Source organism: Variovorax sp. VRV01 (assembly GCF_014852545.1).
Classification (GTDB): Bacteria; Pseudomonadota; Gammaproteobacteria; order Burkholderiales; family Burkholderiaceae_C; genus Variovorax; species Variovorax beijingensis_A.
The window spans coordinates 65,001-84,772 of the sequence record NZ_JACVBS010000024.1 but is presented as its reverse complement, the minus strand read 5'-3'; the positions used below and the strand labels follow the sequence as shown (position 1 = coordinate 84,772).

General features: G+C 64.8%; 16 protein-coding genes, 2 rRNA genes and 1 pseudogene (1 of these 19 only partly in view). 13 read left to right on the top strand and 6 right to left on the bottom strand.

Annotated elements, in window-relative coordinates; translation table 11 throughout:
- From IB278_RS29820 to IB278_RS29785, 8 genes and pseudogenes are all read left to right on the top strand, one after another.
- A pseudogene (locus IB278_RS29820) lies at nt 1-370 on the top strand (MFS transporter); the annotation flags it as partial.
- 102 nt (nt 371-472) lie between these two features.
- Complete coding sequence (locus IB278_RS29815) at nt 473-1,060, top strand: NAD(P)H-dependent oxidoreductase (RefSeq protein ID WP_145739891.1); 588 nt, start codon at nt 473-475, stop codon at nt 1,058-1,060.
- Nucleotides 1,057-2,331 (top strand): amidohydrolase family protein, encoded by a 1,275-nt coding sequence (locus IB278_RS29810; protein ID WP_192327487.1) that lies wholly within the window; start codon nt 1,057-1,059, stop codon nt 2,329-2,331. The genes IB278_RS29815 and IB278_RS29810 overlap by 4 nt, the downstream gene beginning before the upstream one ends.
- 15 nt (nt 2,332-2,346) lie before the next feature.
- Nucleotides 2,347-3,210 carry a creatininase family protein gene (locus tag IB278_RS29805; protein WP_145739884.1) on the top strand — a complete coding sequence of 288 codons (864 nt, stop codon included), beginning with the start codon at nt 2,347-2,349 and terminating at the stop codon, nt 3,208-3,210.
- Between the two features lie 73 nt (nt 3,211-3,283).
- Nucleotides 3,284-4,270 (top strand): ABC transporter substrate-binding protein, encoded by a 987-nt coding sequence (locus tag IB278_RS29800; protein WP_192327485.1) that lies wholly within the window; start codon nt 3,284-3,286, stop codon nt 4,268-4,270.
- Between the two features lie 11 nt (nt 4,271-4,281).
- Nucleotides 4,282-5,112: an ABC transporter ATP-binding protein gene (locus tag IB278_RS29795; RefSeq protein WP_145739880.1), complete on the top strand. Its 831-nt coding sequence runs from the start codon at nt 4,282-4,284 to the stop codon at nt 5,110-5,112.
- Nucleotides 5,109-5,912 carry an ABC transporter permease gene (locus IB278_RS29790; protein ID WP_145739878.1) on the top strand — a complete coding sequence of 268 codons (804 nt, stop codon included), beginning with the start codon at nt 5,109-5,111 and terminating at the stop codon, nt 5,910-5,912. The genes IB278_RS29795 and IB278_RS29790 overlap by 4 nt, the downstream gene beginning before the upstream one ends.
- An 11-nt stretch (nt 5,913-5,923) precedes the next feature.
- Nucleotides 5,924-7,297, top strand: coding sequence for an FAD-binding oxidoreductase (locus IB278_RS29785; protein WP_192327482.1), 1,374 nt, complete (start codon nt 5,924-5,926; stop codon nt 7,295-7,297).
- A 21-nt stretch (nt 7,298-7,318) separates the two neighbouring features.
- Here IB278_RS29785 and lnt read toward each other — a convergent pair whose 3' ends face one another.
- The 4 genes from lnt to IB278_RS29765 form a co-directional block, all read right to left on the bottom strand.
- Nucleotides 7,319-8,908 (bottom strand): apolipoprotein N-acyltransferase, encoded by a 1,590-nt coding sequence (gene lnt / locus IB278_RS29780; protein ID WP_192327479.1) that lies wholly within the window; start codon nt 8,906-8,908, stop codon nt 7,319-7,321.
- Complete coding sequence (locus IB278_RS29775) at nt 8,908-9,786, bottom strand: HlyC/CorC family transporter (protein ID WP_015867524.1); 879 nt, start codon at nt 9,784-9,786, stop codon at nt 8,908-8,910. The genes lnt and IB278_RS29775 overlap by 1 nt, the downstream gene beginning before the upstream one ends.
- A gap of 89 nt (nt 9,787-9,875) precedes the next feature.
- Nucleotides 9,876-10,604 (bottom strand): GNAT family N-acetyltransferase, encoded by a 729-nt coding sequence (locus tag IB278_RS29770; RefSeq protein WP_025569549.1) that lies wholly within the window; start codon nt 10,602-10,604, stop codon nt 9,876-9,878.
- 109 nt (nt 10,605-10,713) lie between these two features.
- The gene (locus IB278_RS29765; protein WP_028254383.1) at nt 10,714-11,187 is read right to left on the bottom strand and encodes an Lrp/AsnC family transcriptional regulator; all 474 of its coding nucleotides are present in this window, start codon (nt 11,185-11,187) and stop codon (nt 10,714-10,716) included.
- A gap of 157 nt (nt 11,188-11,344) precedes the next feature.
- Between IB278_RS29765 and hppD the strand changes: the two genes are divergently transcribed.
- From hppD to IB278_RS29740, 5 genes are all read left to right on the top strand, one after another.
- Nucleotides 11,345-12,472, top strand: a complete 1,128-nt coding sequence (hppD, locus tag IB278_RS29760) for a 4-hydroxyphenylpyruvate dioxygenase (protein WP_192327475.1) — start codon at nt 11,345-11,347, stop codon at nt 12,470-12,472.
- Between the two features lie 28 nt (nt 12,473-12,500).
- Nucleotides 12,501-13,301, top strand: a complete 801-nt coding sequence (locus IB278_RS29755) for a transporter substrate-binding domain-containing protein (protein WP_145739868.1) — start codon at nt 12,501-12,503, stop codon at nt 13,299-13,301.
- Nucleotides 13,302-13,318: 17 nt separating this feature from the next.
- A complete protein-coding gene (gene phhA, locus IB278_RS29750) occupies nt 13,319-14,197 on the top strand; it encodes a phenylalanine 4-monooxygenase (RefSeq protein ID WP_192327472.1) in 879 nt (292 codons plus the stop codon).
- 145 nt (nt 14,198-14,342) lie between these two features.
- A complete protein-coding gene (locus IB278_RS29745; RefSeq protein ID WP_145739864.1) occupies nt 14,343-16,034 on the top strand; it encodes an AMP-binding protein in 1,692 nt (563 codons plus the stop codon).
- Complete coding sequence (locus IB278_RS29740; protein WP_145739862.1) at nt 16,035-16,964, top strand: MBL fold metallo-hydrolase; 930 nt, start codon at nt 16,035-16,037, stop codon at nt 16,962-16,964. It abuts the gene before it with no gap.
- Between the two features lie 110 nt (nt 16,965-17,074).
- Here the strand turns inward: IB278_RS29740 and rrf are convergent.
- Nucleotides 17,075-17,187: ribosomal RNA gene (gene rrf / locus IB278_RS29735) — 5S ribosomal RNA — on the bottom strand.
- Between the two features lie 128 nt (nt 17,188-17,315).
- Nucleotides 17,316-19,772: ribosomal RNA gene (locus tag IB278_RS29730) — 23S ribosomal RNA — on the bottom strand; it runs 416 nt beyond the window's last position.

The window sequence follows — 19,772 nt, the reverse complement described above, 5'->3', positions numbered from 1 at the left end:
CCGCGGGCCGGAGCTGGTGACGCGCCTGGGTGCCGGGCTGGTGGTGGCGTCGTTCGCGGCCATGGGCCTGGCGCCGCTGATGGCGCCGCATGCGCAGCTCTGGCTGCTGGCGCTGGCTGCGGTCGGCTTCGACCTGGGCATGCAGGCGGCGCTGATCGCGCACCAGACCATCGTCTACGGCATCGAGCCCGGTGCGCGCAGCCGCCTCAATGCGGTGCTGTTCACCAGCATGTTCACCGGCATGGCGGCCGGCTCGGCGCTGGGTGCGCTGGCGCTCGCGCAGTGGGGCTGGGCCGGAGTGACAGGGCTCGCGACTGGCACGGCTGCCGCCGCGCTCGCGGTGCGGCTCTGGCCGCGCAAGGCCGCGTAGCCGCAACAGCCGCGGGCAGCGCCCGCTCCCCAGTCCGGTGCATCCGGACTGGCACGTCGCTTGCATAACCTGACCACTTGCTCTGATTAAGCGGTCAAATTCATGCGCGTGCTCGTCGTCTACTGCCATCCGGTCGAAACCAGCTTTCACGCCGCCCTGCACCAGGAGGTGCTGAAGAACCTGCGCGCGGCCGGGCACGAGGTGGACGACTGCGATCTGTATGCCGAAGGCTTCGATCCGGTGCTTTCGCGCGAGGAGCGGCTCGGCTATCACGAGGTGCCGGCCAACCAGCTGCCGCTCAAGCCCTACGTGGAGCGGCTGCAGTGGGCCGAGGGCCTCGTGTTCTGCTTTCCGACCTGGTGTTTCGGCCTTCCCGCGATGCTCAAGGGCTACTTCGACCGGCTCTTCATGCCGGGGGTGGCCTTCGACATCAGCGACCCGGCCCACGTGAAGCCGATGCTCACGCACATCCGGCGCATCAGCGCCGTGGTCACCTACGGGCGGCCGCGCTGGATGGCCTGGTACATGGGCGATCCGCCGCGCAAGATCGTCACGCGCTACATGCTGCGGCTCACGGGCCGGCGCGCCAAGGTGGACTACCACGCCCACTACCACATGAACGTGGCGACCGAGCCCCAGCTCAAGCGTTTCATGGCACGGGTCGGCGCTGCAATGGCGCGTTTCGCATGAAGACGCCCGCCCTGCTCGACAACGCGCGCCTGCCGCGCTGGCTGCTGCCGGCCGGCTGGCCCGAGCGCGACGGCGTGCCGGTGCTGGCGCGCATTGCGCTCGAGGCCGGGCGCGTGCAGTCGCTGCGGCCTGCTTCCGGCCAGGACGGGTCCTCCCCCGAAGCGTGGGACCTGGCCGGCACGCTCGTGCTGCCGGGCTTCGTCGACGCCCACACGCACCTGGACAAGGCCTTCACGCTGCCGCGCATGAAAAAGGTGCAGCCCGGCCTGCTCGGCGCCATCGATGCGATGCTGGCCGACCGCGTGCACTGGACGTCCGCCGATGTGCACGAGCGCGCCGCACGCGGCCTGCAGTGGGCCTGGGAATGCGGCACCACGCAGCTGCGCACGCATGTCGACTGGTGGGAGCCCGATGCGGTGCCGCTGGCCTGGCCCGTGATGGCCGAGCTCGCGCAGGAATGGACCGGCAGGGTGCGGCTGGAGCAGGTCAGCCTGATCAAGCTGCCGCTGTTCGAGGACGCGGCGCAGGCTCTGCGGCTCGCCAGGCAGGTGAAGGCCACGGGGCCGCATGCGTTGCTCGGCGGCTTCGTGCACTCCACCAACTGGAGCGCGAACGCGCTGCGCAACCTGCTGGTGGCGGCGCAGGCCTGCGATCTGGACGTCGACCTGCACGTCGATGAAGAACTGAATTCCGCGGCGGTCGGCCTGCAAACCACCGCCCGCATCCTGCGCGAGATCGGCTTCGAGGGCCGCGTGGTCTGCGGCCACGTCTGCGCGCTGGCCGCCCAGCCCGAGGCCGAGGCCCTTGCCACGCTCGATGCCGTCGCAAGCGCGCCGATCACCATCGTCTCGCTGCCCGCCACCAACCTGCTGCTGCAGGACGCGGTGACGGGCCGCACGCCGCGCCTGCGCGGCCTCACGCTGGTGAAGGAAGCGCGCAAGCGCGGCATCCCGCTGCTGTTCGCAAGCGACAACGTGCAAGACCCGTTCTGCCGCCTTGGCAGCTTCGACCCGGTCGAGGCGCTGGGCACCGCCGCGCTCGCCGCGCAGTTGGCCGATCCCTTCGACGACTGGTCGCAGGCGCTGTGCCGCGGCGACTGGCTGCAGCGCGCCCCCGCCACGGCGGCGCCCGCGCTGGCCGGTGCCAAGGCCGACCTCGTGCTGTTCACCCAGGCCGACCGCCATGGCTGGCCGTCGCGCAGCGCCACCCGCGTGGTGCTGCGCGACGGCCGCGTCACACATGGCGATGCGGCGCCCTTCCTTCCCCGCTGACAAACAAGGACCTCCATGCTCCACGGCTACATTCCGCCCCACCGCTTCCTGCCCTACCTGAGCTGGACCGAAATCGCCGCGCTGCCCGACCGCGAGAACACGGTCATCGTGCTGCCCTGCGGCGCCATCGAGCAGCACGGCCCGCACCTGCCCTGCTCGGTCGACAGCGTGATCGCCTCGGGCGTGATGGGCAAGGCGCTCGAGAAGCTGCCCGCCGAGGTGCGTGCCTTCGCGCTGCCCACCATCACCTATGGCAAGTCGGAAGAGCACCTGCACTTTCCGGGCACCATGACGCTGACCGGCACCACGCTCTTGTCGACCGTGACCGAGATCGGCGAGTCGGTCTACCGCGCGGGCTTTCGCAAGCTGCTGTTCGCCAACGGCCATGGCGGCCAGCCGCAGGTGCTGGAGATGGCGGCGCGCGAACTGCGGCTGCGGCATGGCGACTTCGTGGTGGTGCCGCATGGCGTGTCGCGCCTGCCCAGCGCGGCCAGCAAGCAGGTGAGCGAGCAGGAGAAGAAGCTCGCGATGCATGCCGGCCATTCCGAGACCGCACTGATGCTCGCGCTCGCGCCCGAGACGGTCCACATGGAACGCGCCGTCGCCAACTTTCCGCCGCCGTTTCCGATCAAGCTGCTGTCGGCCGATGGCCGCCCGGCCTGCGCCTGGACCGCGCGCGACTTCGGCCCGAGCGGCGTGATCGGCGACCCGACCACGGCCACGCGCGAACAGGGAGAAGAGATCCTGGACACGCTCGCAGGCAGCTGGGCACAGGCGCTGACCGAGCTGCATGCGCTGCGCTGGGTCGTGCGCGAGGAAGCCACCTGGGAGCGCGGCCACCAGCAGGGCTTCATCCAGCAGTCGTTCGAGGCCGCCTGAGGCGCGCTACTTGCATCCGCTTCATCGCCGTTCTTCCACCCCTTCCTTCACCAGCCTTCGAGAGGTTCACACCATGCGCTCCTTCGCTCTTTCCGTGGCCGGCGCCGCCGCGCTCGCACTGTTCGCCGCTGCCGCACCGGCCCAGGCGCAAGACAAGTTCACCTACATGACCAACTGGTATGCGCAGGCCGAGCACGGCGGCTTCTACCAGGCGGTGGCGCTGGGCATCTACAAGAAGCACGGCCTCGACGTGACCATCAAGATGGGCGGCCCGCAGGTCAACATCACGCAGATGATGGCCGCGGGCCAGGCCGACTGCATCATGGGTTCGAGCGACATCCAGATGATGCAGGTGCGCGAAGGCGGCGTGCCGGTGGTCAACGTGGCGGCCTTCTTCCAGAAGGACCCTCAGGTGCTGATCGCGCACGACGACGTCAAGAAGTTCGAGGACCTCAAGGGCAAGACGCTGCTGATCGGCGCGCAGGCCAACCGCGGCTACTGGCCGTGGCTCAAGGCCAAGTTCGGCTTCACCGACGAACAGACGCGCCCCTACACCTTCAACATCCAGCCCTTCGTGGCCGATAAGAACACCGCGCAGCAGGGCTACCTGACCTCGGAGCCCTACGCGATCCAGAAGGCCGGCGTGAAGAGCACGGTGCTGATGTTCAGCGACCACGGCTTCCCGGCCTACGCCACCACGGTGTCGTGCATGGAAAAGACCGTCAAGGACCGCAGCAAGCAGGTGGAGGCCTTCGTGAAGGCATCGGCCGAGGGCTGGAAGAGCTACCTCGCCGACCCGGCGCCCGCCAATGCGCTGATCAAGAAGGACAACCCCAACATGACCGACGACCAGCTGGCCTACAGCGTGGCCAAGCTCAAGGAAATGGGCATGGTCACCGGCGGCGATGCGGCCAAGCTCGGCATCGGCGTGATCACCGATGCACGTTCCAAGGCGAGCTACGACTTCCTCGTCGCCGCCAAGCTGCTCGACCCGGCGAAGGTGGAGCTGGCCAAGACCTACACCACCGAGTTCGTGAAGGACGCCAAGGTCTTGCCCTGAGCCATCCATCCATGAACCGCATCGAACCCCACACCCTCGCGCCGCCCGCGGTGCCTGCCGTGCCCGCGGTGGAAGTGCTCTCGGCCGAGAAGACCTATCCCAACGGCACGCAGGCGCTGCTGCCGGTGGACCTGTCGATCGCCGAAGGCGAGTTCGTCACGCTGCTCGGGCCTTCGGGCTGCGGCAAGAGCACGCTGCTCAAGATGGTGGCGGGCATGCTCGAGCCGAGCGACGGGCGGCTGCTCGTGTGGCGCAAGCCTGTGGCGGAGATCCACAGCTGCCCGCACAAGCTGTCTTTCGTCTTTCAGTCGGCCACGCTGATGCCGTGGGCCAGCGTGCGTACCAACGTGCGGCTGCCGCTCGACCTGGCCGGCGTGCCGCGCAAGGAGGCCGATGCGCGGGTGATGGAATCGCTCGCGCTGGTGGGGCTCGAGAAGTTTGCCGATGCATTGCCGCGCGCGCTCTCGGGCGGCATGCAGATGCGCGTGTCGATCGCGCGCGGCCTCGTCACGCAGCCCGACCTGCTGCTGATGGACGAGCCCTTCGGCGCGCTCGACGAGATCACGCGCCACAAGCTCGATGCCGACCTTCTCGACCTCTGGCGCAAGAAGAAGCTTACGGTGATCTTCGTGACGCACTCGATCCACGAGGCGGTGTTCCTGTCGACCCGCGTGGTGATGATGGCCGCGCGGCCGGGCCGCGTGGTGGAACAGTTCCACATCGACGAGCCCTACCCGCGCACGCCCGACTTCATGGTGACGCCGGAATTCGCGCGCCACGCCCGGCGCCTGCAGGACAGCCTGCTGCGCGCCAGCCAGGCCGACGAGGAGCACGCACGATGAAGAGCCCGCCCCTCCTGAGCCAGCCGCGCGTGCAGCGCGTGCTCTACCCCGTGCTCATCGGCGTGGTGCTGGTTGCGCTGTGGCAGTGGATGGTGGTGGCCTTGGAGCTGCCGCCCTACCTGGTGCCCTCGCCCTTCCTCATGGTGCAGACGCTCGTCAGCGACTGGGCGCCACTCGGCAACGCATTGCTGGTCACGCTCAAGATCACGCTGCTGTCCTTCCTGCTGGCCACCGTGGCCGGGGTGCTGATCTCGTTCCTGTTCGTGCAGAGCAAGCGCATCGAGACCGCGCTCTTTCCGTATGCGGTGCTGCTGCAGGTGACGCCCATCGTGGCGGTGGCGCCGCTCATCATCATCTGGGTGAAGAACCCGGTGGCGGCGATGACAGTGTGCGCCGCGCTGGTGGCGCTGTTCCCGATCATCAGCAACACCACGCTCGGCCTGCGCAGCATCGACCCCGACCTGCAGAGCTACTTCAAGCTCAACCGCGCGACGCGCTGGCAGCAGCTGGTGCGGCTGCGCATTCCGAGCGCGCTGCCGTACTTCTTTGGCGGACTTCGAATCTCGAGCGGCCTGGCGCTGATCGGCGCGGTGGTGGCCGAGTTCGTGGCCGGCACCGGCGGCTCCGGCGCGGGGCTGGCCTACCAGATCCTCCAGGCCGGCTTCCAGCTCAACATTCCGCGCATGTTCGCGGCCTTGCTCTTGATCTCGCTGACCGGCGTCGCGCTCTTCGTGCTGATGGCCTGGCTCACCAGGCTGGCCCTGGGCTCGTGGCACGCGAGCGAACTTTCCCAGGATTGAAAACCTTGACCATGAATGCTTCCATTTCCGCCATCGAACAGCTGCTGCTCGAACTGCCCGAGCTCGACTGGATCACCGACGAGGGCCGCGTCACGCGCCTGTCGCAGGACTTCTCGTGGTTCAGCCCCGTGCTGAACCGCCAGCTGAAGGACAAGCGCGCCGACGTGGCCGTGCGTCCGCGCACCGAGGACGAGATCCGCGCGGTGGTCGGCGCCTGCGCGCGCCGCGGCGTGCCGATCACCCTGCGCGGCAGCGGCACCGGCAACTACGGCCAGACCACGCCGCTCGCGGGCGGCGTGGTGCTCGACATGACGGGCTACAACGCCTTCCTGTGGGTGAAGCCCGGCGTGGCCCGTGCGCAGGCCGGCATCCGCCTGGGCGAACTCGAGAAGCAGACCAGGCCCTCGGGCCAGGAGATGCGCAGCATGCCCTCCACCTACCGCAGCGCCACGCTCGGCGGCCTGTTCGGCGGCGGCTTCGGCGGCGTGGGTTCCATCAACTACGGGCCGCTGGGTGCGCCCGGCAACGTGCTCGGCATCCGCGCGATGACCATCGAGCCCGAGCCGCAGATGGTCGAGCTGCGCGGCGCCGAGGCCATGCGCATGCACCACCTCTGGGGCACCAACGGCCTGGTGCTGGAGCTGGAGATCGCACTCGCGCCCGCGCATCCCTGGCTCGAGACGCTGGTGAGCTTCGACAATTTTGCGGACGCGCTGCACTTCGCCGACAAGCTCGCGAATGCGCCGGGCATCGTGAAGCGGGAGATCGCCTTCTTCGCCGCGCCGATTCCGGACCACCTGGCACAGCTTGCGGCACACCTGCCCAAAGGCTGCCACACGGTGCTGTCGCTGGTGGCCGAATCCTGCGAGCCGGCGATGCTGCAGCTGGCCGAGGCGCACGGCGGCACGGCGAGCTACCGCAGGACCGCGGCCGAGGTGCAGAAGAGCAACCGCACGCTGATGGAATTCACCTGGAACCACACCACGCTGCATGCGCTGAAGGTCGACCCGACGCTCACCTACCTGCAGAGCGGCTTCGTGCCGGGCCGGCACGTCGAGCAGATCATCGAAATGGAGCAATTGTTCGGCGGCGAGGTGCTGATGCACACCGAGTTCATCCGCAACGTGGCCGGGCTCATGACCTGCAGCGGGCTCCAGCTGGTGCGCTTCAGCACCGAGGAGCGGCTCGCGGAGATCATCGACATTCACCGCGCATACGGCGTGCACATCAACAATCCGCACGTGAACATCGTGGAAGACGGCAAGGCGGGGGGACCGCTGCCGCCCGAGGTCATCGAGATGAAGAAGCGCTTCGACCCGCTGGGCCTGCTGAACCCGGGCAAGCTGCGCGACTGGCCCGTGAAGGCCGTGCCGGCGACAGCCTGACGATCAAGTGGCGCCGCCGGGTCAGCCCCGGCGGCGGCGCAGCACGAAGGCGATGGCCACCACGGCAATCGCCGCGATCCAGATCGGCCACAGCCCGAAGGGCGCCACCCAGCGCGCATAGGGCGTGAGCCCCGTGCGGCCTTCGACCGAGGCCTCGAGCACGCCGCGCGTAAGGCGCGGCAGCTGGTGCGTGACGCGGCCTTCTGCATCGATCACCACCGTGGCACCGGTGTTGGTGGCCCGCACCATCGGCCGCGCGAATTCGAGCGAGCGCATGCGCGAGATGGCCAGGTGCTGGTCGATGGCCACCGAGTTGCCGAACCACGCGATGTTGCTCACGTTGAGCAGGATGGTCGGCGCCGTGGCCTGGTCCTTGAAGTTGGCGCCGATCTCGTCGCCGAACAGGTCTTCGTAGCAGATGTTCGGCGCAATGCGCTGGCCCTGCCAGGCAAAGGGCGCCTGCGCCAGGCCGCCGCGCGCAAAGTCGCCGAGCGGAATGTTCATCATGCGGATGAACCAGCGAAAACCCGGCGGAATGAATTCGCCGAACGGAACGAGGTGGTGCTTGCTGTAGCGGTAGGGCTGCGCCGCGCCGGGCTGGAAGCCGAGCACCGCGTTGCTGTAGGTGCCCTGGCCGCCCAGCGGCAGGCCGACGATCGCGGCCTGCGAGCCTTGGCTGTAGCGCGACTGGATGGCCTCCAGGTAGCCCGCGGGCAGTTGCTGCGGCAGCAGCGGCAATGCGGTCTCGGGCGTCACCACGAGCGAGGCCTTGGCATCGCGCAGCTGTTCGCCATACCAGCGCAGCGCCAGGTCGATGCCGCCGCCGGGAATGAATTTTTCGTCTTGCGGGATGTTGCCCTGCAGCAGTGCGAGCTGCAGCTTGCCGCTCGACCCCTTGGCGCCCTGCACATCTCCGGAAAGCGGTGCCACGAGATGCGGCGTGGCGAATCCGGCAGCGACAAGCACCAGGGCCTGCGCGAACACGATGCTGCGCGCGGGCCGGGTCAGGGCGACAAGCGCCGCCATGAGCGCGGCAACGGCGCCAATGCCGTACACGCCGATCCACGGCGCCCAGGCCGCCAGCGGCCCCTCGACATGCGCATAGCCACCCGCGCCCCAGGGAAAGCCGGTGAACCAGCTGCCGCGCACGAGCTCGGCCAGCGTCCACAGCGCGGCGAACACCACCGCGCCGGCCACCGGCCCGCGCGGCCCGCGAACCACGAACCAGGCGCAGGCCGCTGCGTAATACAGCCCGAGCGCGGCCGCCAGCAGCAGCACCGCAATGGCCGCGAGCGGCGCCGCCAGCCCGCCGTAGGTGTGCATCGAGATGAAGAGCCACCAGAAGCTGCCCGTGAGCCAGGCGGTCGAGAAGAGCCAACTATGCAGCCCGGCGCGGCGCCAGCCCGCACCTTCGGCGCGCAGCCAGTCCAGCAGGCCGACGAGCACGGCCAGCGAAAAGAGCTGCAGCCACCACAGCGGCCGGCCGTTCGCGGGCCAGGCAATGGCCGCGGCCTGCGCGAGGCCCGCGAAGGCAAAGCCCAGCAGGCGCAGCAGGCCCACGGCGGAAAAGGCGGGTGAGGTGCGCAGCGTGGCCGCTGCCGGCAGCGGCATCAGTCGGCCGCGTCGCTGCCGCGGGCCGGGGACACCTTGAACCAGCGCACGGCCCCGCCCTTGGTGTGCAGCACCACGAAGTCGAAGCCGCCGATCGCGTGGTGCTCGCCGCGCTTGGGCACGTGGCCCATCTCGTGTGCGATGAGCCCGCCGATGGTGTCGAAGTCTTCGCTCAGCTGTTCTTCGTCGAAGACGATGCCGAAGGCCTCGGCCACGCGCTCGATCGGCGTGTCGCCCGAGACGCGGTAGGTGTGGTCGGCCAGGCCGAAGATGTCGCCCTCGTCCTCGGCAATGTCGAACTCGTCCTCGATCTCGCCGACGATCTGCTCGAGCACGTCCTCGATGGTGATGAGGCCGGCCACGCGGCCGAACTCGTCGATCACGATGGCCAGGTGGTTGCGGTTGCCGCGGAACTCGCGCAGCAGGTCGTTCAGGCCCTTGCTCTCGGGGATGAAGGTCGCGGGCCGCAGCAGCGCGCGGATGTTGAGCCCCGGCGCGCGCTGCAGCTTGAGCAGGTCCTTCGCGAGCAGGATGCCGATGATGTTTTCCTTCTCGCCCTCGTACACTGGGAAGCGCGAGTGCGCGGTGTCGATGACCAGGTGCAGCAGCGCGTCGAAGGGCGCGTCGATGTTCACCAGGTCCATGCGCGGGGCCGCGACCATCACGTCGCCGGCCGTCATGTCGGCCATGCGCAGCACGCCCTCGAGCATGACGCGCGACTCGGCGCCGATCACCTCGTTGTCCTCGGCATCCGCGAGGGTTTCGATCAGCTCGTCGCGCGAGTCGGGACCGGGATGGATGAATTCGGCCAGCTTCTGGAGAAAGCCGCGCTTGTCTTCCCGTTCGACGGGTGCGCGTTCAGGGTGAGGGTCGGCCACTGCGGGAGGCGTAGTTGAAGAGATACAAGGATACCGGATTGCGCATGACAGGCTCTACCGCACGGCCGTCACAAGCCGTTTCCGGGTACTCAGGGCGCGGATTTGCTGCGCGCGTCCCGCATGCCGCTGCGCACTTCCTGCAGGCTGGCCAGGAAGGCCCAGAACTGCTTGGCGCGGGTCTTGAGGTGGTAGTCGACCGCCGCGTACTGCTCGAGCGCGATTTCGCTCATGCGGCTGTCGAAGGTGGCGCTCGGCAGCTGCAGGTGCGCCTCCGATTCCGAGCCGCTGCGCACCACGGTGGCACCGGCGTTGCGGGCGATCTTCAGCATGGCGGCGTTTTCGCTCAGCGCATGGATGAACAGCATGCCCACGCCTTCGTTGCGCGCCACGACCACGGCCCGCTCGAAGAGACGCGCCCCATAGCCGCGGCCACGCGCATGCGCGGCCACCGACACGCCGAATTCGGCGCAGTCGCTGTGCTGCTCGTCCGGTGCAAATGCCAGGTGGGCCATGGCGATCAGGTCGAGCCGGCGGTTGTAGATGCCGAAGAGCTCGTCGCGCTCGAAATCGAGCCCGTCGACGTAGCGCTGCACCTGCTCGTCGCCCGCGGCATAGCCGAAGCGCAGGTAGCGGTCGTGCGGCGTGAGTGCCAGCAGGTGCTGCGCGATGCGGTCGCGCTCGCGCGGGCCGATCGAGCGGATCGGCACCATGACGGGTGGCGGCGAGGAGGCCGCGCGTGGTTGCGCCTCAACCATCGGCGCCTTCAGGAAAGAGCCGAGGCCGAGAGACGCCTTCAGGAGGGTCTTGGCGGTAAGCATGGCTCAAATATAAGGGTTTTCCCTTAAACACCAAGATTGCAGGGGTACTTTCTGGCGACATTTGTGAACCAATACCAGAGAGCGTGTCGTTCACGCAACCATTGGGTGGCTAAACCGGCACGGCTGTTGTGGCCTTGACACGGTCCAGCACGAAACTGGTCTTGCAATCTTCCACGCTGGGGTGCTTGAGCAGGGTGTCCATGATGAAGCGGCTGTAGTGCCCCATGTCGGCGACCACCACGCGCAGCAGGTAGTCCATGTCGCCGGTGAGGGCGGCGCACTCGACCACTTCGGGCCAGGTCTGCACGCTGGCGCGGAACAGGTCCATCGGGTTGCGCTTGTGGGTTTCGGTGTGCTTTTCGAGGCGCACATTGAGATAGGCCGTCAGGCCCAGGCCGATGACTTCAGGGCGCACGAGCGCGACGTAGCGGTCGATGACCCCGCTCTCCTCCAGCCGCTTGACGCGCCGAAGCACGGCGCTGGGAGAAAGGCTGACCTGCTCGGCGATCTGGTCGTAGGTGGCGCGCCCGTCTGCTTGCAGCGTGCGCAAAATTAGCCTATCAATCTTGTCGAGTGCTTCCATTTCTCCATTTTCGCAGTTTTATTGCGCCACGTCTCTTCTCGGCGCCCAATAATGCAGAAAACGTGAGTGGCATCCGCTCTACAGTGCAGCACTGGCCGTTTTCGCCCATTCGTTCGCTCTCTCATTCATTCGAACCCCACTTCTGGAGACCTCACACATGAGCCACACCGACGCCCCCGCCTTCACGCCTTGGGAGAACCCCATGGGAACCGACGGCTTCGAATTCATCGAGTACGCGGCACCGGATCCGGTCGCGATGGGCAAGGTGTTCGAGCGCATGGGCTTCAAGGCCGTGGCACGGCACCGCCACAAGAACGTGCTGCTGTACCGCCAGGGCACGATCAATTTCATCGTCAACGCCGAGCCCGATTCGTTCGCGCAGCGCTTTGCGCGCGAACACGGCCCGAGCGTCTGCGCCATCGCCTTCCGCGTGCAGGACGCCAAGCAGGCCTACGAGCGCGCGATCTCGCTCGGCGCCTGGGGCTTTGCCGACAAGGCGGGTCCGGGCGAACTGAACATTCCCGCCATCAAGGGCATCGGCGACAGCCTGATCTACCTGGTCGACCGCTGGCCCGGCAAGAACGGCGCGAAGCCGGGCGACATCGGCAACATCGGCTTCTACGACGTCGACTTCGAGCCGCTGCCGGGCGTGGCCTCGCAGGATGCGCTGGCGCCCAAGGGCAACGGCCTGACCTACATCGACCACCTCACGCACAACGTGTACCGCGGCCGCATGAACGTGTGGGCCGGCTTCTACGAGAAGCTCTTCAACTTCCGCGAGATCAAGTACTTCGACATCGAAGGCCAGGTGACCGGCGTGAAGAGCAAGGCCATGACCAGCCCCTGCGGCAAGATCCGCATCCCCATCAATGAGGAGGGCAAGGAGCAGGCCGGCCAGATCCAGGAGTACCTGGACATGTACCACGGCGAAGGCATCCAGCACATCGCGATGGGCTCGGACAACCTGTACGAGACGGTCGACGCGCTGCGCGCCAACGGCGTCAAGCTGCTCGACACCATCGACACCTACTACGAGCTGGTCGACAAGCGCATTCCCGGCCACGGCGAAAGCGTGGCCGAGCTGCAGACGCGCAAGATCCTGATCGATGGCAAGAAGGACGCGCTGCTGCTGCAGATCTTCAGCGAGAACCAGCTCGGCCCGATCTTCTTCGAGTTCATCCAGCGCAAGGGCGACGACGGCTTCGGCAACGGCAACTTCAAGGCGCTGTTCGAAAGCATCGAGCTCGACCAGATGCGCCGCGGCGTGCTGTCGGCCGCAAAATAAGCGCCTTTTTCACTGGCCAGGAGCCTCCATGCGCAGCACGTTCTCGATCGGCTTGACCCTCACCGCGGCAGCCGCCGTTGTTCTTCTTTCGGGCTGCGCCATGGCGCCGGCCACCCCCGCGGCAGGCTCGCACCTCGACACGGTGCAGAAGGCGGCGGCGCTGCGCATCTGCACGCCGGGCGACTACAAGCCCTTCAGCTTCCAGAAGGCCGACGGCACGTTCGAGGGCATCGACGTCGATCTCATGACGGGCTTCAGCGCCAGCCTCGGCGCGAAGCCCGAGTGGGTCAAGACCACCTGGGCCAACCTGCTGCCCGACCTCAGCGCCGGCAAGTGCGACATCGCCGTGGGCGGCGTTTCCGTGACCACCGACCGGCAAAAGCGCGCCTTCTTCAGCGCGCCCTACATGGTGAACGGCAAGGCGCCCATTGCGCGCTGCGCCGACGTCGCCAAATACCAGAGCGTGGCCGACATCGACAAGCCTTCCACGCGGGTGATCTTCAATCCGGGCGGCAGCAACGAGCGCTTTGCGCGCGCCAACTTCAAGCAGGCCAGGCTCACGCTGCACGGCGAGAACGTGACGATCTTCGACGAGATCCTGTCCAACCGCGCCGACGTGTTCGTGACCGAATCCGCCGAGGCCATCACGCAGCAGAAGCTCAAGCCGGGCCTGTGCGCGATCAATCCCGACAAGCCGCTGCAATACGGCGAAATGGCCTGGATGCTGCCGCGCGACGACGTGGCCTTCAAGGCGTACGTCGACCAATGGCTGCACCTGCAGAAAGCCGGCGGCGACTTCCAGCGGGTGATGGACCGCTGGCTCAAGTAATCAGAGAGAGCATTCTTATGGACACCCCTGCAGCAGCCGCTGTCGCCACGCCCGCCGTCTACGGCGCCTCGGACCGTCCGCCGCGCGGCGACTACTCGCGCGGCGGGGCGGTGCTTGCCGACTACACCTGCCCGCAGGACTGGGCCAGCTACACGCCGGCCGACCACGAGACCTACAAGCGGCTCTACGAGCGGCAGGCTGCGCAGCTGCCGGGCCTGGCCTGCGATGCATTCATCAAGGCGCTGCCCTTGCTGGGCGTGAAGGACCGCATCCCGCGCTTCGAGGAAATCAACGAGCGGCTGCACCGCGCCACCGGCTGGGAGATCGTCGCGGTGCCGGGGCTGATTCCCGAGCTGCCGTTCTTCAGCTTGCTTGCGAACCGCAAGTTTCCGGTGACCGACTGGATCCGCAAGCCGGAGGAGTTCAACTACATCGTCGAGCCCGACGTGTTTCACGACCTGTTCGGCCATGTGCCGATGCTGTTCGACCCGGTCTTTGCCGACTACGTGCAGCGCTATGGCCAGGGGGGCATCAAGGCGCACGAGCTCGGCGCGGGCGAAAAGCTCGCGCGGCTGTACTGGTACACGGTCGAGTTCGGCCTGATCCGGCAGCCGAACGGCCTGCGCGCATACGGCGCCGGCATCCTGAGCTCCGTCGGCGAACTGCAGCATGCCGTGCGCAGCGGCGAGCCGCACCGGCTGCCGCTCGACTTGCTGCGCACCATGCGCACGCGCTACAAGATCGACACCTACCAGAGCAACTACTTCGTGATCGAGAGCTTCGCGCAGCTCTTCGACCTCACGGCACCCGACTTCACGCCGCTCTACCAGGCGCTCGACGCATTGCCCGACATTCCGGCCGGAGTGCTGTTGCCGGGCGAGTCCGGCCAGGCCTGAAGTCGTTCCCCAAAACCTGACTGCCGCGGCAAGCATGCGCTGCCGCGCGCTATCGCATGCGCGACAGCGCATGCACCGCTCCTAGGACAAGCCCGCTGGCGGCCAGATGTGTCTGGCTCCCACAATCCGCGCAAAAGGAGCTTGCATGCAGACATCCGCGCGACAGAACTACCCGGCCGGCGTGCCGCACGAGATCGACCCCGGGCAGTACCGGTCCCTGCCCCACATGTTCGACGAGGCCTTCGCCCGCTATGCCGATCGGCCGTTCTCGGTCTGCATGGAACGCTGGATGTCCTATCGCGAGCTCGACGCCCTGTCGACGGCCCTGGGCGCATGGCTGCAGTCGCTGGGCCTCGAGCCCGGCGCACGGGTCGCCATCATGCTGCCCAATGTGCCCCAGTTCGCTGTCACGATGTGCGGCGTGCTCCGCGCCGGCTATATCTGCGTCAACGTCAATCCGCTCTACACGGCGCGCGAACTCGAGCACCAGCTCAAAGATTCGGGCGCCACGGCCATCGTCATCCTCGAGAACTTCGCCGCAACGCTGGAACAGGTGATCGAGCGCACGCCCGTCAAGCACGTGGTCGTCACTTCGATGGGCGACCTGCTCGGCGGGCTCTATGGCGCCTGGATCACGGTGGCGGTCCGCCACCTGGCGAAGATGGTGCCGCCGTACAAGCTGCCCCTGGGCAACGGCCGCAGCGTCACGCCTTTCTCCAAGGTCATCGAGGAGGGACGCGGACGCGCCCTGGCGCCGGACCAGAGCACGCTCGATTCGATCGCCTTCCTGCAGTACACCGGCGGCACGACGGGCCTGTCCAAGGGCGCGGTGCTGACCCACCGCAACATCGTCGCGGCCACGCTGCAGGCGGAGGCCTGGTTCACGCCGGCGCTGTCGCGGGCGGGCGACCTGGCCAAGGTCAACAGCATCGCGGCGCTGCCGCTGTATCACATCTTCGCGCTCACGCTCTGCCTCCTGGTCATCCGCCAGGGCTCGCACATGACGCTGATCCCCAATCCGCGCGATTTCGACAAGTTCATCGCAGTACTCAAGAAGCGCCCCTTCCACATGCTGCCCGCAGTGAACACGCTCTTCAATGCGCTGTTGATGCATCCCGAGTTCAAGTCGATCGACTTCTCCACGCTGTTCGTCTCGCAGGCGGGCGGTATGGCCGCCTCCGAAGGCACAGCGCGGCGCTGGTTCGAGGCCACCGGCTGCCCGATGATCGAAGGCTGGGGCATGAGCGAGACCTGCGCGATCGGCACCAACAATCCGGTGTCGAACACCAGCTTCACAGGCACCATCGGCTTGCCGCTGCCGAGCATCGAGATCGCCATCAAGGACGACGAAGGCAACTCCCTGCCCATCGGTACGCCGGGCGAGCTTTGCATCAGGGGGCCCAACGTCATGACCGGCTACTACAACCAGCCCGCCGAAACCGCGGCCGCCTTCACCGCCGATGGTTTCATGCGCACGGGCGACATTGCCGTCATGCAGGAGGACGGCTACAGCCGCATCGTCGACCGCAAGAAGGACATGATCCTGGTGAGCGGCTTCAACGTCTTTCCGAACGAACTGGAGAACGTGATTTCGCTCTGTCCTGGCGTCGTCGAATGCGCGGCCGTCGGTGTGCCGGACGAAAAGCAGGGCGAGGCGATCAAGGTCTTCGTCGTGCGCAAGGACGCGGCGCTCACCGAAGAGGCCGTGCTGCAATACTGCAATGGACAACTCACCGGCTACAAGCGGCCCAAGCACATCGAATTCCGCGACTCGCTGCCGAAGACCAATGTCGGGAAGATCCTGCGGCGCGAGTTGCGCACCAGCGCGGGCGCCTGAATGAAGGAGCTCGCCGCGGCCGGGCTGCCGGCGAATCTCCTGGTCTTCGAGCGCGGCTGGCTGTCGTCGAACAACATCCTGTTCATTGGGGCCGGCGAGACCGCGCTGGTCGACACCGGGTACAGCACGCATGCCGATCAGACACTTGCACTGGTCGAATCCGCGCTGGGCGGCAGGCCGCTCGACCGCATCGTGAATACGCATCTGCACAGCGACCATTGCGGCGGCAACGCGGCGCTGCAGCAGCGCTACCCCGCGATCCGGACGGACATTCCACCCGGCGAGGCGGCATTGGTGGAGCGGTGGGATGAGCGCGGGCTGAGTTTTCTAGCGACGGGACAGATCTGCCCGCGGTTCCGGTTCACGGGGCTCTTGCAGCCTGGGACCGAATGCATGCTCGGCGACAGTCCGTGGCAGGTGCATGGCGCGCCTGGCCACGATCCCCACTCGATCATCCTCTTCGATCCCGCTTCACGGATGCTGATCTCGGCGGATGCCCTGTGGGAGAACGGCTTTGGCGTTGCCTTTCCTGAGCTTGCGGGCGAACCGGCGTTCGGCGATATGGCTGCGACGCTGGATCGGATCGAGGCGCTGGGGCCGCTGCAGGTAATCCCCGGCCACGGCCCGGTCTTCAGTGATGTCGACAAAGCCCTGGCCACGGCGCGCCGCCGACTCGAGGGTCTTCAGCGCGATCCCGTGAAGCACGCGCGGCACGCCATCAAGGTGCTGATGAAGTTCAAGCTGCTGGAGGTGCAGTCCATTGCCCTTGAGAACTGGGAAGCCTGGGTTCGCAGCACGCCGTATCTGGATATCGTTCGTTCGCGCTTCTTTGCCGATGCGGAATTGGCGCAGTTGGCCGGAGACGTCTTGCACGAGCTGATCGGCGCAGGGGCGGCGGAGATGGACTCCTCAGGCATCCGCAATATCTGATCTTTGTCCGCTGGAATAAAAAAAGCGCGTCACCGAAAGATGACGCGCTTTTTTAAGGCTGCAAAGAAAAAAGCCCAACACACCGTGTTGGGCTTTTCCTGGCTGTAAGAGCCTGACGATGACCTACTTTCACACGGGAACCCGCACTATCATCGGCGCTGACGCGTTTCACTGTCCTGTTCGGGATGGGAAGGAGTGGTACCACGTCGCTATGGTCATCAGGCATAACTTGTTGTCTGTCTGATCACATGATCAGGCAAACGAATTCATAGAGTTTGGAATCAGCTTTTGGCGAATTATTTTGAATGCGTCAACTTGGCATAACACCTTGATCTGATTGATCAAAGTTATAGGGTCAAGCCGCACGAGCAATTAGTATCAGTTAGCTTAACGCATTACTGCGCTTCCACACCTGACCTATCAACGTCCTGGTCTTGAACGACTCTTTAGGGGGCTCAAGGCCCCGGCAGATCTCATCTTGAAACGAGTTTCCCGCTTAGATGCTTTCAGCGGTTATCTCTTCCACACTTAGCTACTCGGCAATGCCACTGGCGTGACAACCGATACACCAGAGGTGTGTCCACTCCGGTCCTCTCGTACTAGGAGCAGGCTTCCTCAAATCTGCAGCGCCCACGGAAGATAGGGACCAAACTGTCTCACGACGTTTTAAACCCAGCTCACGTACCTCTTTAAATGGCGAACAGCCATACCCTTGGGACCGGCTACAGCCCCAGGATGAGATGAGCCGACATCGAGGTGCCAAACACCGCCGTCGATATGAACTCTTGGGCGGTATCAGCCTGTTATCCCCAGAGTACCTTTTATCCGTTGAGCGATGGCCCTTCCATACAGAACCACCGGATCACTATGTCCTGCTTTCGCATCTGCTCGACTTGTCAGTCTCGCAGTTAAGCACGCTTATGCCATTGCACTATCGTCACGATGTCCGACCGTAACTAGCGTACCTTCGAACTCCTCCGTTACGCTTTGGGAGGAGACCGCCCCAGTCAAACTGCCTACCATGCACTGTCCCCGATCCAGATAATGGACCTAGGTTAGAACCTCAAACACACCAGGGTGGTATTTCAACGTTGGCTCCACAAGATCTAGCGACCCTGCTTCAAAGCCTCCCACCTATCCTACACAGATCTGTTCAAAGTCCAATACAAAGCTACAGTAAAGGTTCATGGGGTCTTTCCGTCTTTCCGCGGGGAGATTGCATCATCACAAACATTTCAACTTCGCTGAGTCTCAGGAGGAGACAGTGTGGCCATCGTTACGCCATTCGTGCAGGTCGGAACTTACCCGACAAGGAATTTCGCTACCTTAGGACCGTTATAGTTACGGCCGCCGTTTACTGGGACTTCAATCAAGAGCTTGCACCCCATCATTTAATCTTCCAGCACCGGGCAGGCGTCACACCCTATACGTCCACTTTCGTGTTTGCAGAGTGCTGTGTTTTTAATAAACAGTCGCAGCCACCGATTTTTTGCAACCCATTCATGCTTCGTTGTTCACTACACACTAATAGGGCACACCTTCTTCCGAAGTTACGGTGTCAATTTGCCGAGTTCCTTCTCCTGAGTTCTCTCAAGCGCCTTAGAATACTCATCTCGCGCACCAGTGTCGGTTTGCGGTACGGTCGTATATAGCTGAAGCTTAGTGGCTTTTCCTGGAACCTCGTTCAGTCACTTCGCGAGCAAGCTCGCTCGATCGTTGGCCTCGGTATATGTGCACCGGATTTGCCTAATGCACGCCTACATCCAACTAAACCGGGATATCCAACACCCGGATGACCTATTAAGATCCGTCCCCACATCGCACTATATATCGGTACAGGAATATTGACCTGTTTCCCATCAGCTACGCATCTCTGCCTCGCCTTAGGGGCCGACTCACTCTACGCCGATGAACGTTGCGTAGAAAACCTTGCGCTTACGGCGAGGGGGCTTTTCACCCCCTTTAACGCTACTCATGTCAGCATTCGCACTTCTGATACCTCCAGCACGCTTTACAACGCACCTTCACAGGCTTACAGAACGCTCTCCTACCACTTGCAATAAATTGCAAATCCGCAGCTTCGGTAACTGGCTTAGCCCCGTTACATCTTCCGCGCAGGACGACTCGATCAGTGAGCTATTACGCTTTCTTTAAATGATGGCTGCTTCTAAGCCAACATCCTGACTGTTTTAGCCTTCCCACTTCGTTTCCCACTTAGCCAATTTTAGGGACCTTAGCTGGCGGTCTGGGTTGTTTCCCTCTTGAGTCCGGACGTTAGCACCCGGTGCTCTGTCTCCCAAGCTGTACTCTTCGGTATTCGGAGTTTGCCTTGGTTTGGTAAGTCGCCATGACCCCCTAGCCAAAACAGTGCTCTACCCCCGAAGGTAATACTTGAGGCACTACCTAAATAGTTTTCGGAGAGAACCAGCTATTTCCAAGTTTGTTTAGCCTTTCACCCCTATCCACAGCTCATCCGCTAGTTTTGCAACACTAGTCGGTTCGGACCTCCAGTACCTGTTACGGCACCTTCATCCTGGCCATGGATAGATCACTTGGTTTCGGGTCTACACCCAGCGACTGATCGCCCTATTCGGACTCGATTTCTCTACGGCTTCCCTATTCGGTTAACCTTGCCACTGAATGTAAGTCGCTGACCCATTATACAAAAGGTACGCAGTCACCCCTTACGAGGCTCCTACTTTTTGTAAGCACGCGGTTTCAGGATCTATTTCACTCCCCTCCCGGGGTTCTTTTCGCCTTTCCCTCACGGTACTAGTTCACTATCGGTCGATGATGAGTATTTAGCCT

What these genes read in the sequence shown, in the direction of transcription:
- IB278_RS29745 (WP_145739864.1), top strand. Translation starts at nt 14,343, where the DNA reads ATGCAGACATCCGCGCGACAGAACTACCCGGCCGGCGTGCCGCACGAG.
- IB278_RS29810 (WP_192327487.1), top strand. Translation starts at nt 1,057, where the DNA reads ATGAAGACGCCCGCCCTGCTCGACAACGCGCGCCTGCCGCGCTGGCTG.
- IB278_RS29790 (WP_145739878.1), top strand. Translation starts at nt 5,109, where the DNA reads ATGAAGAGCCCGCCCCTCCTGAGCCAGCCGCGCGTGCAGCGCGTGCTC.
- IB278_RS29755 (WP_145739868.1), top strand. Translation starts at nt 12,501, where the DNA reads ATGCGCAGCACGTTCTCGATCGGCTTGACCCTCACCGCGGCAGCCGCC.
- lnt (WP_192327479.1), bottom strand. Translation starts at nt 8,908, where the DNA reads ATGCCGCTGCCGGCAGCGGCCACGCTGCGCACCTCACCCGCCTTTTCC.
- phhA (WP_192327472.1), top strand. Translation starts at nt 13,319, where the DNA reads ATGGACACCCCTGCAGCAGCCGCTGTCGCCACGCCCGCCGTCTACGGC.
- IB278_RS29740 (WP_145739862.1), top strand. Translation starts at nt 16,035, where the DNA reads ATGAAGGAGCTCGCCGCGGCCGGGCTGCCGGCGAATCTCCTGGTCTTC.
- IB278_RS29785 (WP_192327482.1), top strand. Translation starts at nt 5,924, where the DNA reads ATGAATGCTTCCATTTCCGCCATCGAACAGCTGCTGCTCGAACTGCCC.
- hppD (WP_192327475.1), top strand. Translation starts at nt 11,345, where the DNA reads ATGAGCCACACCGACGCCCCCGCCTTCACGCCTTGGGAGAACCCCATG.
- IB278_RS29815 (WP_145739891.1), top strand. Translation starts at nt 473, where the DNA reads ATGCGCGTGCTCGTCGTCTACTGCCATCCGGTCGAAACCAGCTTTCAC.
- IB278_RS29795 (WP_145739880.1), top strand. Translation starts at nt 4,282, where the DNA reads ATGAACCGCATCGAACCCCACACCCTCGCGCCGCCCGCGGTGCCTGCC.
- IB278_RS29765 (WP_028254383.1), bottom strand. Translation starts at nt 11,187, where the DNA reads ATGGAAGCACTCGACAAGATTGATAGGCTAATTTTGCGCACGCTGCAA.
- IB278_RS29800 (WP_192327485.1), top strand. Translation starts at nt 3,284, where the DNA reads ATGCGCTCCTTCGCTCTTTCCGTGGCCGGCGCCGCCGCGCTCGCACTG.
- IB278_RS29805 (WP_145739884.1), top strand. Translation starts at nt 2,347, where the DNA reads ATGCTCCACGGCTACATTCCGCCCCACCGCTTCCTGCCCTACCTGAGC.
- IB278_RS29770 (WP_025569549.1), bottom strand. Translation starts at nt 10,604, where the DNA reads ATGCTTACCGCCAAGACCCTCCTGAAGGCGTCTCTCGGCCTCGGCTCT.